Below are 16,293 nucleotides of genomic sequence, written 5' to 3' on the forward strand. Positions count from 1 at the left end.
CCCTGTGCCCATACGCATCCCTGCGTTGTGTAACAACCTTTACGCTGTCGTGTTCTGGTGCGGCTGTTGCAGCAGTTCCTCAAGTGATGCGTTTACACCTTCCAACGTCACCAGCGGAGTCGTGCTGTATGCCGTACCAGTACCGTCACGGTCAATCGAAAGCACGGTGTTGCCATCAGAAGTATGGTCTACTTTCACAAAATCATTAACATTACTTGTGGAATCATTCCAACCGATAAGCAGGTTGCTGACGTCTATCTTGTCACCCTCGGAGACACTAAAGTCTGTCCAGGTATCATGACCATTACCCCCCGTGGCGTCTGCGGTAGCCAACAGGTGATAAACCAGCGTATCTGCTCCGGCACCGGCAGTAATGGTGTCGTCGTAGGCGCTGCCGGTAATGGTGTCGGCTCCCGTGGTGCCTGTGATGGTCGGGTGCAGGTCAATGGTAAACGAGTTAGTCGTAATGGTGCCGTCAGTGGCCGCCAGTGAGTAACTGAATACCTCTTTGTGCGTGATGTCCTGCGCATTGACATCGGCACTCAGTGCATAGGTATAGCTACCGTTTGCGGCGATACTCAGCACACCGTAATCACCGGTTACCTCAGTTGTACCCGTACTGCTCACGGTGGTGGAATCGCCGTGTTCATTAATGATGCTTAAGGTTCCGGTATGGGTAGTGGTGCTATCACCGTAGATGCTGCCGCTGGCATCACTCTCAGTCGTGCTGGCTGATTCAACCAGCAGACTGTTAGTGGTCAACGTTGTTGAAGCACCATCATGCAGTTCAAGCGTCAGGGTGGCCGTAGTCACGGTACCGCTGGCATCCTTGACCGAATACGTGAAGGTGTCGGTCGTAGGCAAGGTATCGATGTCCAGACCGGCTTTCAGCGTGTAGGTATAGTCACCGTGCGAGTTGATGGTCAATGTTCCGTAAGAGGAGTTGATCACCGTGTTGCCGCTCGCCGCAACTGCGCTGGTTCCGACCTCTGTGACCGCAGTGCCCGCCGGAATAGTGCCAGCCACGGAGCTGGTATCGTTTTCCAGCAGGTTACCGGTGACGGTAGCTGCCACAGTGACTGCCAGCGAGGTAATGTCCGAAACTGTGGTGATGGTGGTCACCGGCAATAACGTCACATTAAGCGCTGCGCCTAAAACTACCGCGTAGTTGCCGGTTCCGAGGTTGGAATAGGTAACGTTGCCGCCCGTTTGTGTCCCTAGCGAGAGAATCCCGGTTGACAGGTAGTTTGAGGTAACGCTTACCAATGCCCAGGAACCGTTTGTCTGCTGCTCATACAGGTACAGCGAGTAGTCGGCAAGCAGGCTTATGCCGCCGATTGAGCCGTGAAGCGTGACAGTACGGGTATCATCGGCACCTACGCTGAACTGATAGGAGTTACCGTTCGACAACACGCTGGCGCTCAGCAGGCCGCCCAGCCCGATATTAAGCAATGCGGTGTGCGTAACGCTGGTCGTTGGGTTGGTAATAGACCCTTCGGTGCTGGTGTAATCCACTATATTGGTGTCGTTGGCCGCCACGATGCTTATCGCACCGGTGGTGGTTGCCGTCGGTGAAACGTTGCCTGCAACGTCAGTCTGAGTCACCGTCAGCGTTGCGCCAGTGGTTTGCGCGCTGCTGAGAGTGACCGAGAAGCTGCCGTTGGCAGCCACAGTGCCGGTGCCAATGGTGTTACCATCCGCGTCCTTGACGGTGACTGTCGCGTTGGCTTCACCTTCACCCGTTAGCGTGGTTCCTGCCGCGTTCACTGTCAGGTCGGTTGCAGCAGCCGGAGCTACGGTATCCACCGTAATGGAGACCGCCGTCGATGCCGGGCCGGTGTTGCCCGCCGCATCTGTTGCTGTCACGGTGAGAGGATGAGCACCATCGCTCAGCGCGACAGTCGTGTAGCTCCATGCCCCGGTATTGCTGGCCGTAGTGGTGCCAAGTAAGGTCGTACCGTCATAAATCGAAACGATAGCGTTGGCTTCAGTGGTGCCTGCAAGCGTTGGCGTGTTGTCATCGGTTCTGGCTCCGTTTGCCAGCGTACCGGTGATGGTGCCTACGTTATCGGTCACTGTCAGGTTGGTAATTGCCGCCGGGGCCACGGTATCAACGGTCAGCGTCAGGGTTGTTGCCGTACTGACGTTACCCGCTGCATCCGTCGCGGTGGCACTGAAGGTATGAGCGCCGTTGGCAAGCGTGGCAGTGGTGAAACTCCAGGCTCCATTCGTACCTGCCGTTACCGTACCAAGCACCGTAGTGCCTTCGGAAATGGTTACCAGACTTCCTGCCTCAGCCGTGCCGCTCAATGCTGGAGTACTGTCGTTGGTGATGCCGTTATTGGCAATCGCCACCGGAGTACTGCCGTCATTGTTGCTGGCAGTCAGAGTCACTGGGGCCGGTGCCGTGGTGTCGATAACCACCGTTGCAGCGGTAGCCGCACCGACGTTACCTGCGGCGTCGGTAGCTGTTACTGTCAGCGGATGGCTGCCAGTCGCCAGCACGCCCGTGGTGAAGCTCCAGGCACCGTTTGCTGCTGCGGTAGTTGTCCCCAGCAGCACACCATTGTCATAAACTTTGACCGTGCTGCCTCCTTCTGCGACACCGCTCAGGGTTGGCGTAGTGTCGTTGGTCGAGCCTCCGTTTGGCACTACCGTATTGGTAACATCGTTGGTTATCACCAGCGTTGACGCCGTTGGTGCAACAGTGTCGACCGTGATTGGGAAATTGGTCGCTGCACTGGTGTTGCCTGCCGGGTCGGTTACTGTAACGCTCAACGGATGGAGGCCGTTAGCCAGCGCCGCCGTGGTAAAGGTCCAGGCTCCGCCAGTTCCCGCAGTGACTGTCCCCAGCACTGTGGTACCGTCATAGACCGTCACGATGTCGCCCGCTGCGGTCGCCGTACCGGCCAACGTTGGCGTAGTGTCATCGGTTGTCGCACCGCTGGCCAATGCACCAGTAATGGTCCCGACATTATCCGTTACAGTCAGGTCGGTAATCGGTGCCGGGCCGGTGGTGATCACAGTGAATGTTACGGTTGACGGCGTGCTTACGTTACCCGCCGCATCAGTGGCTGTCACACTCAAGGTATGAGCGCCATCGGCCAGCGTTGACGAGATAAAGCTCCATGACCCCGCAGAGTTTGCCGTTACGGTACCCAGCACGTTTGTGCCTTCTGAAATGGTAATCAGACTGCCTGCTTCGGCGGTACCGGTAAGCGCCGGAGTATTATCGTTGGTGCTGCCATCTTGAGGAATCGGGATAGCCGCAGTGCCGTTGTTGTTACTGGCGGCAACCGTGACTGCATCAGGCGCAATGGTATCAATTACGACAGTAGTCGCAGGAGAAGCCACACTGACGTTGCCCGCTGCATCCGTTGAGGTCACGGTAAAGGTATGGCTACCGTCTGTGAGATCTGCGGTGGTAAAGGTCCAGTTTCCGCCGGTGGCAATAGCGGTTCCAATTGCCGTAGCGCCATCATAGATAGTTACGGTAGAACCGGCTTCGGCAGTACCGCTGAGGGTTGGTGTCGCATCATTGGTCGTGCCCTGATTTGGCACCACGGTGTCGGTGACATCGTCGGTAACCACCAGCGTTGCCGCTACCGGCGCATGAGTATCTACAGTAAGCGTAACTGCAGTGGAGCGATCGCTGATGTTACCCGCCGCGTCGGTCACGGTGACACTGAAGGTATGAGACCCGTTAGTCAGCGTTGGAGTGTCGAAACTCCAGGCTCCCGTCGCGCTCGCCGTGGTCGTCCCAATGGCAGTATCGCCATCATAAATGGTCACTATACCGTTAGCCTCGGCTGTGCCGGTCAACAACGGTGTATTGTCATTGGTTTCGCCACCGTCAGGTATCGCAACAGGCGCGGCTCCATTGTCATTGCTGGCTGCAATGCCGGTTGCTGCATCAGGTGCCACAGTATCAATAATGATATTGATGGTGTCAGAGGTGGTGTCGTTTCCTGTGCCATCGGTAATGGTGACAAAGAAGCTGTGTGAGCCATCGGCCAATCCTGTCGATGGGGTAAAGCTCCATTGATTATCCGGGCCAACGGTAGTCGTGCCGATCTGGTTGCCGACGCCATCATAAATGGTAATGATGTCACCCGCCGTAGACAGGCCGCTAAGTACTGGCGTGTTGTCATTGGTGCTGGCATTGTCGGCCAGTTGCACCAGCATCGGCCCGTTGTCATCAAAGACTTCAAGCGTGGTGGTGGCTGGCGGTAAGCCTGCTTCGATATTCAGGCTGAAATCTGTCGATGTACTGACATTACCTGCAGCATCGGTCACAACAATACTGAAATCATGCGTGCCGTTACCCAGGGCAGACGGGGTGATTGTCCACGCATTGCCCGCGGTGATGGTCGCAGTGCCCAACAGGGTCGTGCCTTCATAAAGACTGACTGTCGTCCCTGTTTCCGCCGTGCCCGAGAAGGTCGGAGTATTGTCATCGGTGAGCTCGCCCGAGGTCAGAAGACCTTGAGAGTCGCCAACGTTATCAGTGACCTCCAGTGACCCAACGGGTTCAGGAACCACGGTGTCGATAGTGACGGCATACGGCGCTGACAGGGCACTTTCGTTTCCTGCTGCATCGACCACCGAGACGGTATAGCTATAAGTTGCATCCGGCAAGGTGTTGGTTTCATAACGCCATACGCCGTTATCAGCAACTTCAGCCGTGCCAACCAGCACGTTATCTTGATAGATATTGATGGTGGTGCCTGGCGTCGCCGTACCGCGCAACACTGGCGTATCGTCATTGGTGGAACCAGGGTTAGGGATCAGGACCGGGCTTGAACCTTCGTTGTTATAGATGGCGAAGGTGGCAACCTCGGCAGGCGGTGTAAGGTCAACCGTGAAGCTATAGTTAGTGGTTGCACTGACATTACCGGCTTCATCTGTAACCGTAATTCCTACGTTATAGGTCCCTTCCGGCAGATCACTTGTGGCGGCAAAGCTCCATGCACCTGTGGTCGCGTCAGCAGTTACTGTGCCTATTACCGAGCCATTGTCGGCGTTGAGAATTGTCACCAGACTGCCCGCTTCTGCGGTACCGCTGAGCACTGGCGTACCGTCGTTGGTCGACCCGCCGTTTGGAATATCTACCGGCGCGGCACCATTATCGTTTTGCAGCAGCAGATTACTCACCGGTTCAGGCGCCGTAGCATCTACGGTAATCGTGAAGTCGGTTCCCGTGCTGACGTTACCAATTTCATCAGTGACCGTTGCGGTCAGCGTGTGAGTGCCATCAGACAAGGTAGGTGACTGGAAGCTCCAGGTTCCAGTATCGCTGGTAATGGTAGTGCCGATAACCTGCTGGTTGGCATCATAAATAGTTACCAGACTGCCCGCCTCGGCAGTCCCGCTTAGCAGCGGTGTGTTGTCATTGGTGATGCCATCGTTTGGAATGCCGACATCGGTTGTACCGTTGTTATTGAAAGCCTCAATGGTTGCTTCGGCAGGCGCACTGGTGTCAACCGTGAAGCTGATATCTGTCGGCGTGCTGAGGTTGCCCGCAGCATCACCCACCTGCACAGACAGCGTGTAACTCGCATCATCCAGTTGCGGTAAGGTAATCGTCCATTGCCCATTGCTGTCAACAGTCGTCGAGCCGATCAGGTCTGTACCATTAAATACATTGATCACGTCACCGGCCGTTGCTGTACCTGAAAGCAGCGGCGTACTGTCGCTGGTAAAGGTGCCTTCGGTATTGGTGACTGGCGCAGTGCCGTTGTCAGTGCTGAGGATCAGGTCCGTTGCCGCGGCCGGAGGTGTTGCGTCCACATCCAGACTGATAGTCGCCGGAGAGCTCACATTACCGGCAGCATCCGTAGCGGTAACACTCAGCGTGTGAGTACCATCGGTTAGAGCTGCGGTTACCGGATAGCTCCAGGTGCCTGTCGAATCAACGACCAAGGTGCCGAGAACCGTAGCGCCGTCAGAAATGGTTACTGTGCTGCCCACTTCGGCGGTGCCGGTGAGAACCGGTGTGTTGTCGTTGGTCAGGCCGCCATCGGGAATAGCAACCGGTGTTGTGCCTGAATCATTGCTCAACGCAAGGTCAGCGACTGTCGGTGCCACGGTATCCACAGTCACGGTGACCGGCGCACTGGCTTCGCTGATATTACCTGCAGCATCTGTCACGGTTACCGTCAGACTATGATCGCCATCATTCAGCGTTGGCGTATAACTCCAGGCACCGGTGGCATCAGTGGTGGTAGTGCCCAGCACGGTGTCACCATCTGAAATAGTGATCGTGCTGTTTGCCTCGGCAGTCCCGCTCAATACCGGGGTGGTATCGTTAGTCGTGCCGCCATCGGCAATCGGAACCGGAGTACCGCTGGTATCATTGTTCAGCTGCAGACCCAGCGCTGCGTCCGGTGCGGTGGTATCCACGGTAAACGTAATCGGCGCGGTGGCTGCACTGGTATTGCCGGCCGGGTCAGTAACGGTCACAGAAATACTGTGATCGCCGGTGCCCAGAACAGGTGTAGTAAAGCTCCAGCTGCCGTCAGCGCCTGCCGTTACGGTACCCAGAACGGCGGTGCCGTCCAATATGGTGACCGTACTGCCCGCTTCGGCACTGTTTGCTCCGCCCGTTAGCACTGGCGTAGCATCGTTCGTGAAGCTGCCTTCGGCAATTGGCACCAGCGTGCTGCCTTCGTTATTGCTGAGTTGCACGTCGGTAGCTTCTGCCGGAGCCGTGGTATCAATGGTGAAATCAACCGCAGGCGAGGCTGGACCAGTATTACCCGCCGCATCGGTCACCGTGGTCGTCAGGCTGTGATCGCCCTCATCCAGCGGCGTGGTAGGAGTGAATGACCAGTTGCCGTCAGTGTCGACCGCTGCTGTCCCCAGCAATGTGCCGTTATCCGAGACATTAACCGTTGAGCCAGGCTCGGCGGTACCGCTTAATACCGGCGTAGTGTCATTGGTGGTGCCGTTGGTAATCGGAACGGCGGTGCCGCTTTCATCGTTGCTGAGAACCAGCTGATTGGCGGCCGATGGCGCAGTAATATCGACAGTAAAGGTAATGGCGGCAGACGGATCGCTGATATTGCCAGCAGGGTCAGTCACCGTGGTGGTCAGGCTATGGTCACCTTCGGCCAGCGTTGGCGAGGTGAAGCTCCAGTTACCCGTGCTGTCTACTGATACAGAGCCCAGCACGGTAGTGCCATCGGAAATGGTCACTGTGCTGCCAGGTTCTGCCGTCCCGGTTACTAATGGAGTCGAGTCGTTGGTCAGGCCACCGTCGGCAATGACTACCGGGGTGCTGCCATCGTTGTTGCTGAGTACCACATCACTGGCAATGGCAGGAGGCGTGGTATCAACGGTGAAATCAAAGGGTGCAGAAGGATCACTGACGTTACCCGCTGCATCGGTCACTGTAGTGGTGAAGCTGTGCGAACCTTCAGTGAGAGGATCGGTTGGCGTAAATGACCAGGTGCCATCGCTGCCAGCCGTGGCGGTACCCAGCACGATGCCGCCATCAGAAACGGTGACCGTGCTGCCCGCTTCTGCGGTACCGGTCAACACTGGTGTGGTGTCGTTGGTCGCATCATTGCTAATCGGAACCAGCGTACCGCTCTCGTCGTTGCTGAGTTGCAGGCCTGTCGCGGAAGCCGGAGCCTGGGTATCGACAGTAAAGGTGAGAGGGTCCGAAGCCGGGCTGATATTGCCGGCGGCATCGGTCACCGTCGTTGTCAGGCTATGATCGCCGTCGGTCAGGGTTGGCGTAGTGAAGCTCCAGGTACCGTCGGTGCCCACCGTAGCCGTGCCCAGTATTGTGTCGCCATCAGAAACGGTGACTGTGCTGCCCGGTTCTGCGGTACCGCTGAACACTGGCGTGCTGTCATTGGTGGCACCATCAGCGGCCACGACTACCGGTGTTGCGCCCTCGTCATTGGTCAGTTGCAAATCATCTGCCGCATTAGGCGCGACAGTGTCGATGATGATAGTGACATTGCCTGAATCCGCAGTGTTACCCGTAGCATCGGCTGCGATAGCGTGGAAAATATAGGTGCCGTCTGGCAGGGCGGAAGTATCAAACGTCCATTGGCCGGTGCCATCTGCCGTGGTGGTCCCAAGTTCGACATCGCCGTTATACAGGGTGATTGTATTGTTGGCACCCGCCAGGCCCGTCAGCGTTGGGGTGTTATCATGAGTGTTGGCACCATCGGCAAGCTGTACCAGCGTGCTGCCGGTATCATCAAACACTTCAATCGAACTGGTCGCTGGTGGCAGACCTGCATCCACAGTGAGATCAAAGGCTGGAGATGCCGGGCTGACGTTGCCTGCTGCATCGGTCACTGTGGTAGTCAGGCTATGATCGCCGTTGCTTAATGCTGGCGGAGTGTAGCTCCAGCTGCCATCAGTGCCTGCAGTTACCGTACCCAGCAGGGTCGTGCCGTCATAAATGCTGACGGTAGTGCCCGCTTCGGCTTGCCCGCTCAGAGTCGGCGTGCTGTCATCGGTGGTGGCTCCGGACGCCAGTGGCCCTTGGGAATCGCCGACGTCATCAGAAACAACCAGACCGGTTACGGCAGCCGGTGCAACGGTATCTACGCTAAAGGTAATCGGGTCAGAGGCCGGACTGGTGTTGCCAGCGGCATCGGTGACGGTAGTGGTGATGCTGTGATCGCCGTCGTCCAGAGTCGGCGTGGTGTAGCTCCAGTTGCCATCGCTATCCACCGTTGTAGTACCCAGCACGGTGGTGCCATCAGAAATGGTGACCGTGGTGCCAGGTTCTGCAGTGCCGGTCAACACTGGCGTGTTGTCGTTGGTCGCGCCATCTGTCGCTACCACTACCGGCGTTGCGCCCTCGTCATTGGTCAGTTGCAAATTGCCAGCCGCATCAGGCGCGACAGTGTCGATGATGATGGTGATATTGCCAGAATCGGCAGAGTTACCGGTTGCATCGGTTGCGACAGCGTGGAACACATAGGTGCCGTCGGCCAATGCGGAGGTGTCAAACGATCATTGACCGTTGGCATCCGCAGTCGCCATGCCTAACGCCTCGGTGCCATTGTAAATAGTGATGATGTCATTGGCACCGGCGACGCCGGTCAGAGTCGGGGTATTATCATGGGTACTGGCACCATCGGCCAGTTGAACCAAGGTGCTGCCGGTATCGTCAAACACTTCAATGGAACTGGTTGCTGGAGGCAGGCCTGCTTCAACACTCAAGTCGAAAGCTGGTGATGCCGGACTGACATTACCCGCGGCATCGGTCACCGTGGTGGTCAAACTGTGGTCACCATTGCTCAATGCTGGCGGAGTGTAGCTCCAGTTGCCATCGCTACCCACGGTCGTTGTACCCAGCAGGGTAGTACCGTCGTAAATGCTGACAGTGGTGCCCGCTTCGGCTTGCCCGCTCAGCGTTGGCGTGTTGTCATCGGTAGTGGCACCGGAGGTCAGAGGTCCCTGGGTATCGCCGACATCATCGGAGACTACCAGTCCGCTAACGGCAGCCGGGGCAACAGTATCCACGGTAAAGGTAATTGGATCGGAGGCCGGACTGGTATTTCCTGCGGCATCAGTGACGGTCGTAGTGATGCTGTGATCACCATCGTTAAGGGTTGGGCTGGTAAAGCTCCAACTTCCGTCGCTGCCTGTTGTCACCGTGCCCAACACGGTAGTGCCGTCAGAAACGGTGACTGTGCTACCTGGCTCGGCAGTGCCGGTCAGCACCGGCGTGGAGTCATTGGTTGCGCCGCCAGAAGTGACTGGCACTGGCGTGTCGCCTTCGTTGTTGATCAGTTGCAGATCGCCTGCAGCATTAGGTGCAACAGTATCAATGAAAATAGTGACATTGCCTGAATCGGCAGTGTTACCCGCTGCATCTATTGCGACAGCATGGAAAACATAGGTGCCGTCTGGCAGGGTGGAAGCATCAAACGACCATTGGCCGCTGGCATTTGCCGTCGCGGTGCCTAACAAGACGTCACCGTAGTACAGCATAATAGTGTTGTTGGCACCGGCCAGACCAGTCAGTGTCGGAGTATTGTCATGGGTGCTTGCACCATCGGCCAACTGCACCAGCGTGGCGCCAGTATCGTCAAAGACTTCCAGAGAGCTGGTTGCCGGAGGCAGGCCCGCGTCAACGGTAACATCAAAGGCCGAGGTGGCCGGGCTGACGTTACCGGCAGCATCGGTTACTGTGACTGTCAGGCTGTGCGCGCCATTGCTCAATTCTGGCGTTGTAAAACTCCAGTTGCCGTCGCTACCGACGGTGGCAGTACCCAACAGAGTGGTGCCGTCGTAAACACTCACCGTAGTACCGGCTTCTGCTTGTCCACTCAGCGTTGGCGTGTTGTCATCGGTAGTGGCTCCGGAGGTCAGCGGACCTTGCACTGCACCCACGTCATCAGTGACTACCAGGCCGGTTGCTGCAGCCGGTGGAACGGTATCGACAGTAAAGGTAATCGGGTCGGAAGGCGGGCTGGTATTGCCTGCCGGATCGGTAACGGTAGTGGTGATGCTGTGGCCGCCATCCCCCAGTGGAGGTGTGGTGTAAGTCCAGGTGCCGTCAGAGCCGGTTGTTGTAGTACCCAGCACAGTACCCCCATCAGAAATGGTGACGGTGCTACCAGGTTCAGCGGTACCACTCAAAACAGGAGTGCTGTCGTTGGTGGAACCGTTTTGGCCAACAGGTACGGTTGTAGCGCCGTCATCGTTGGTGAGGGTAATATTGCCTGCTGCTTCCGGGGCTACAGTATCTACGGTGAAGGTTACAGGATCAGTCGCTGCACTGGTGTTACCTGCTGCATCAGTGACTGTCACTGTCAGGCTGTGCTGACCATCGCCAAGAGCAGGAGTAGTAAAGCTCCAGCTACCATCGGCACCTACTGTTGCTGTTCCGAGCAGCGTCGTGCCATCGTAGACATTAACCGTGCTGCCAGCCTCGGCAGTTCCGCTTAAAGTTGGGGTGTTATCGTCGGTGTTGGTGCCATTGGTAATGGCTCCCTGCACCGCGCCGACATTGTCGGTGATGACCAGATTAGTGACTGCGCTCGGTGGCGTGGTGTCTCCACCACCGTTGTTACCGCCGTTATTACCACCGCCATTGTTGCCACCATTATTGCCGCCGCCGTTATCGGTGCCGCCGTTGTTACTGTCATTACTGCCGCTGTGTCCGCCGCCGCCGCCGCCAACCAGTGCGGCTAAACCTGCCAGTAATGCGCCTGTAGCACCGATACCAATTGCCGTGTTCACCGCGTCGCTGTTACCGCTTTCGGCCAATAGCGCATCTGTGCTGTCAATTGAGACATAATGGACACCTTCAGTGCCCGGATCCTCTACCCACCACAGGGCACCATGATTATCCTGCAGGACCAGATCGCTATCACCATTTGGGCCATAGAAACCATGAATAACAAGAACTTCACCAGATTTGGTGGTGACAACTAAATCATTACCATTGCGTGTAAGAGACTTAATATCTGATTGATTGAGATTGAGTTTAACAACACTTGGAGCAGTCAGATTAACCTGGTTACCGCTGAGTTCAGAGGCAATTGTCCCACCCTTTGGGGTTACTGAAATATTGTTCATGTTATCGTGATCCCGCGCAGTTATGAAAATCGATAAAAACGCCCGGCATCCCTAGATCTAGATACCGGTTCTGACAGTGATTAATCCCTTAGATTATTCACTCCTTCTCTTAATCGACTTCATCGATGCAAATGATGAAATCGCATTGAGCCTTTTAAGTCAGTTAAAGCCGGAAACGAAACAGGGGCAGGTATGACTTGCGTAATACCTTTTAAGATCAATAGTTCTACGCGGATAAAAGCGTGATTAAAAATGCCGATATTTCCACACGAAATCGCGTGATACTGAGCTGGCTTCTGTTGAAATTTTTAATAATTTGAGAAGCCGATCACAATATACTTATCGATACTTTTAGTGATGAACTAATGAAATCCTATCTGGTTTGGCTGAATATTTTTACGACCCGGTGAAGGTATAACTGCTATTAAATGCCAGCGCATGGCTGACGAAAATCCCATATATTTTTGATGGGTTTATATTTTTTTATTGAGCTTTTCGACCTCGGTAAAACACGGCTGTGGTGCATAAATTTTTAAAAAAATCTTTAGATTTTCTGATGTAATGGCAGGAGAGCCCTCTAAACATGTTTATGGATTAACCCAAGCCTTACTCATTAATCACACCTTGAAAAAAAGACTAACGTAAAATTTACATTTTGAAAAATAGGTGAAAGCATTATTTTTGGTTTTTTTGATAGGAAAAACAAATTAGCGTGCTTTTTAAATTTCTTTTATGTACACCCCGGTATAGGAAAAATCCTTTAAAAAACCACAATATTTTGTATTTTTAATAATTTAAGAAATCTTAACGTGATGAATTATATGAAATTAGAATTGATGCATCGTAGTGATAGTTTGATTTCTATAAAAAAAGACCGTGATTATTGACTCAGATGACAGGTCCTACAAGCCAGTTAGGTTTCAGTTTTTTGGCTCTCATTTACATTTATTAATGTGTAAATTTTGTTTATATATCACAAATATTTCTCAGAAACTTTCCTTCTCAATGCTTATGAGTTTGTGGGTAGACCTTGGAGCCTTCAGCGCTTTGTGGCATTGAAAAAAACTTTTGTTATAAGAACTAAGGAGATAGAAGAAATATTTTCTGGAGAGATTGAATTTTTGGGTAAATAGGTATTCAGTGATGAATGTCACGGTTTTATTAAAAATGCAGATGTATGAGATTTTATTTATTGATTTTTTGTGACAGCAGCCGAGTTGGGGAGTGTTTTTAAATTTACCCAGAACCGCTCGCAGATCTATATACTCTTCAGGCTATTAACTCTGTACTCCTCCGGGATTTATTCATGCTGGCTGTTCAGGCTCACTTCTATTTGAGGCTGGGCAAAGCAAATGCTTGGTGATTGCAATATTGCGAAACGGGAAGGGAAAAATGGGCGTTCGAGAAAATACATTTAGTATCTTGAAAGAACTAGAGCAAAATACGTCAAAAATTGATAATACCCAGGCGGAACAACTGATTTTGCTGATCAGAAGTGCAAAGCATATTTTCCTGCAAGGGGCGGGGCGCAGCGGCATCGCCATTCGTGGTTTTGCCAACCGGTTAATGCATTTAGGGTTTTCTGTCAGCATGGTGGGTGAGATTTCTTCTCCCCATACCCGGCCTGGAGATCTTGTTATCATCGGCTCAGGAAGCGGGGAAACGTCCAGCCTGAAAAGTCTGGCCCAAAGGGCGCATGAGAGCGGTGTTGACGTTGCGCTGGTTACCATGAAAAAAGACTCGACGATTGGGCAATTCGCCAAAAGTATTCTGGTGTTACCGGGGACAGTCAAAGGCGAAATAGATGATGAAACGGCGGCATTTTCTCAACCGATGGGTTCGGCTTTCGAGCAACTGAGCTTTATCGTTTATGACGCCATCATTCTGGAACTGATGACCCAGCTTGGCGAAACCAGCGAGAGCATGTTCAGAAGACATGCAGATTTGGAGTAACTCAGTCTGGTAGAGTCGTTCAGCGGGCTATGGATCTACAAAAACGTCATTGACCAGCCAGTCGTGGAGCAGCTTAACTTCAGGGCGCATGACAATGTGCTCGGGTGTCACAACATAGTATGCCCACGCCAGTGGCCAACGCTGGTCCTGATGCAGCTGCCTCAGTTGCCCCGTCTCAATCAAACTGTTTACCAGCGCCTTTCTGACTATCGCCACCCCACGCCCGCTCAGGGCCGAGAGGATAACTGCTGAAGTAGAGTTAATATGCAGACCGTTTTGATTAACTTCCGGCGCACCAATGGCTTCAAGCACTTCTTTCCAGGAAGGGAAGTTGGCACCCGGATGTGGCGTATCGTCATGAATAAGTTTTTGCTCAGCCAGCCATTGACCCTGACACGCCTGCGGTGGGGGCAAAAGTTGCGGACTGCAAACCAGCACCGCCTCTTCATCCATCAGCCAGGTTTTATTAACCGCGGGCCAATCGCCTTTACCGCAGCGGATGCCAATATCCGCCTCGCCGTGGGAAACATCCATCAGCTTTTCAGTGACATTCAGCCGTAAATCAATATTTTCATGAAGTGTCGAAAAAAGATTGAGGCGTTCCATTAGCCAGTTCATTACCAGCACCTGAGAGGCGGTAATTACCACTACCGATCGGGATTGACGGCCACGCAGTTTGCCGAGTCCTTTTTCGAGGCTGTCCAGCCCTTGACTGATATCTTGCAATGCCTCCTGAGCTTCACTCACCAGCGTCAGGCGTTCTTTACCGGAGCGTTTTCTGTGGAGCAGCGGATGCCCAACCCATTCTTCAAGCGCTCTGACCAGTTGCCCAATGGCGGCTGGCGTAACGCCCAGTTCTTCGGCCGCACCGATAAAACTGCCATGACGGGCCGTTGCTTCAAAAGCATGTAACCATTTAAGCCGGTTAAGGGAACGCATTTTCACTCCGATTCTGTTTTTCCTAATCCTTACACATATCTTCGAAGCGAAATAGATTTTCTTTCTTGGCAGGTCATTTCTTCTCGTTCGCCAGCCTCGTGCCGAGCTGTCAGGATTAAGCAACAAGAGAACGCTGTCCCGGACAGTTTCCTAATCCAATATCATCGGTTTTGAGGATTGAATATGAGTAAGTTATTTGCAGGTAAAAAATTGTTGGTAGTAGGCGGGACCAGTGGCATAGGCTACGAAACGGCAAGACGAGTGCTGGAAAACGGTGGCAGCGTTGTGCTGGTTGGCAATCGAAAAGACAAAGCTGAACAGGCACGGCAGTCTTTGGCAGCAGGCGAGCTGGTATCAGTTATCTTGGCGGATCTGATAACAGAAGAGGGCATGAAGCAGGTGATGAACACTATCAACGCCGAGCATAAAGATATTAGTTTGCTGGTTAATGCCGCCGGAGTCTTTTTCCCTAAACCCTTTATAGAAAATGAAGTCGCTGATTACGACATGTATATGAACATCAACCGTGCTTTATTTTTCATTACCCGCGACGTGGTGCGCAATATGGTGCAGGCAGGCATCAAGGGCGCGATCGTGAATATTGGTTCAATGTGGGCGCAGCAGGCCATTGCTGCAACGCCGTCTGCTGCCTACTCAATGGCAAAAGCAGGTTTACACGCGCTGACTAAAAACCTGGCAATTGAGCTGGGTGGCAGTGGCATTCGTGTTAATGCAGTTTCACCGGCGGTGGTGCATACTCCAATTTATGAAGGGTTTATTGCGAAAGATGATGTCAAAGATGTAATGAACAGTTTTGATAGTTTCCATCCTATTGGCCGGGTGGGCACCGCGCAAGATGTAGCTGAAACCGTGGCTTTCCTGCTTTCGGACAAGGCCGGCTGGGTAACGGGAGCGGTGTGGGATATCGACGGTGGCGTAATGGCAGGCCGAAACGCCTGACCTGTATGGCTTACAACAGGGGATAAATTCCGATTCTCTGTTAAATGAAAAATCCACGCAATTGTGTGGATTTTATCGTTCAATAACCGCAGCGTAATGCTTGAACCCGAGTCAGTCAAAAAGCATTAAATCTCGCTATTTCAATTTGTTAGAAGGTACTCGCTTGGCAGGCTGTCGATGTCTTGCATGATACGAGACACATGTTTGCGCATGCGGTTACGCGCCACTGTAGCCGATTGCTGTTCAATGGCTTCGACGATCTTCTTGTGATCATTGAATGATGCACGAATCAGCTGCAAATTATCTGGCGAGCAGTTGAGTATGCGATCAATGTGAATACGGTACTGCTCAACGTGTTTCCACAGTGACTGATATCCTGACAGCTCACTCAGTCGCTGGTGGAAACTAAAATCAAGCTGGTACACTTCGGCAATTGCCTTGCGCCCGAGAGCCTCTTCGTGCGCGGCCAAAATATCCTGTAATCCTTTCAGCTGTTCTGGGGTCAAGCCCCTCTCGGCCAGGGCTTCGGCAATGCTGCCCTCCAGCGCCGCACGAATAAACACGGCTTCACGCACAATGTTGATATCGATTAGCGTTACGCGGGTATTGAGGTTGGGATTGAACTCCAGCAGTCCATCATGTGACAACAAAATCAGCGCTTCGCGTAGCGGCGTCAGCGACACCTTGAAATGTTCTTTCAGCTCATTTTTATCGATGATGGTGCCTGGCTGCAGACGATTACTAATCACTTCGCCTTTTAACCATTCATAAATTTGCATTTTTGCCGTGACGGGAGTGTTCAGCATCTGCTCTGCCCTGAGTCGAGATAAAAGAACAGTTTACCTGCGCATTGGGATGATGTTAAGCCGCCGCAGCGGCCTA

At 53.5% G+C, this 16,293-nt stretch carries 6 protein-coding genes; 2 read left to right on the forward strand and 4 right to left on the reverse strand.

What is annotated here, in order from left to right:
• Positions 1 to 39: 39 nt before the first annotated feature.
• Both SPM24T3_RS03930 and SPM24T3_RS25810 read right to left on the reverse strand, forming a co-directional pair.
• On the reverse strand, positions 40 to 8,946 hold the full coding sequence (locus SPM24T3_RS03930; RefSeq protein WP_237712974.1) for an Ig-like domain-containing protein: 8,907 nt from the start codon (positions 8,944 to 8,946) through the stop codon (positions 40 to 42).
• A 36-nt stretch (positions 8,947 to 8,982) separates the two neighbouring features.
• Positions 8,983 to 11,559 carry an Ig-like domain-containing protein gene (locus SPM24T3_RS25810; protein ID WP_009635405.1) on the reverse strand — a complete coding sequence of 859 codons (2,577 nt, stop codon included), beginning with the start codon at positions 11,557 to 11,559 and terminating at the stop codon, positions 8,983 to 8,985.
• Positions 11,560 to 12,951: 1,392 nt separating this feature from the next.
• On the opposite strand from SPM24T3_RS25810, the gene hxlB reads away from it, so the two are divergent.
• Positions 12,952 to 13,512 carry a 6-phospho-3-hexuloisomerase gene (gene hxlB / locus SPM24T3_RS03935; protein ID WP_009635406.1) on the forward strand — a complete coding sequence of 187 codons (561 nt, stop codon included), beginning with the start codon at positions 12,952 to 12,954 and terminating at the stop codon, positions 13,510 to 13,512.
• A 27-nt stretch (positions 13,513 to 13,539) separates the two neighbouring features.
• Here the strand turns inward: hxlB and SPM24T3_RS03940 are convergent, their stop codons facing one another.
• A complete protein-coding gene (locus SPM24T3_RS03940) occupies positions 13,540 to 14,451 on the reverse strand; it encodes a LysR substrate-binding domain-containing protein (protein WP_009635407.1) in 912 nt (303 codons plus the stop codon).
• 183 nt (positions 14,452 to 14,634) lie between these two features.
• Here SPM24T3_RS03940 and SPM24T3_RS03945 point away from each other — a divergent pair, with 183 nt between their 5' ends.
• Positions 14,635 to 15,411, forward strand: a complete 777-nt coding sequence (locus SPM24T3_RS03945; protein ID WP_009635408.1) for an SDR family NAD(P)-dependent oxidoreductase — start codon at positions 14,635 to 14,637, stop codon at positions 15,409 to 15,411.
• A gap of 140 nt (positions 15,412 to 15,551) precedes the next feature.
• Here the strand turns inward: SPM24T3_RS03945 and SPM24T3_RS03950 are convergent, their stop codons facing one another.
• The gene (locus tag SPM24T3_RS03950) at positions 15,552 to 16,217 is read right to left on the reverse strand and encodes a GntR family transcriptional regulator (protein WP_009635409.1); all 666 of its coding nucleotides are present in this window, start codon (positions 16,215 to 16,217) and stop codon (positions 15,552 to 15,554) included.
• Positions 16,218 to 16,293: the final 76 nt, after the last annotated feature.

It is taken from the genome of Serratia sp. M24T3, assembly GCF_000257645.1.
Taxonomy (GTDB): Bacteria; Pseudomonadota; Gammaproteobacteria; order Enterobacterales; family Enterobacteriaceae; genus Rouxiella.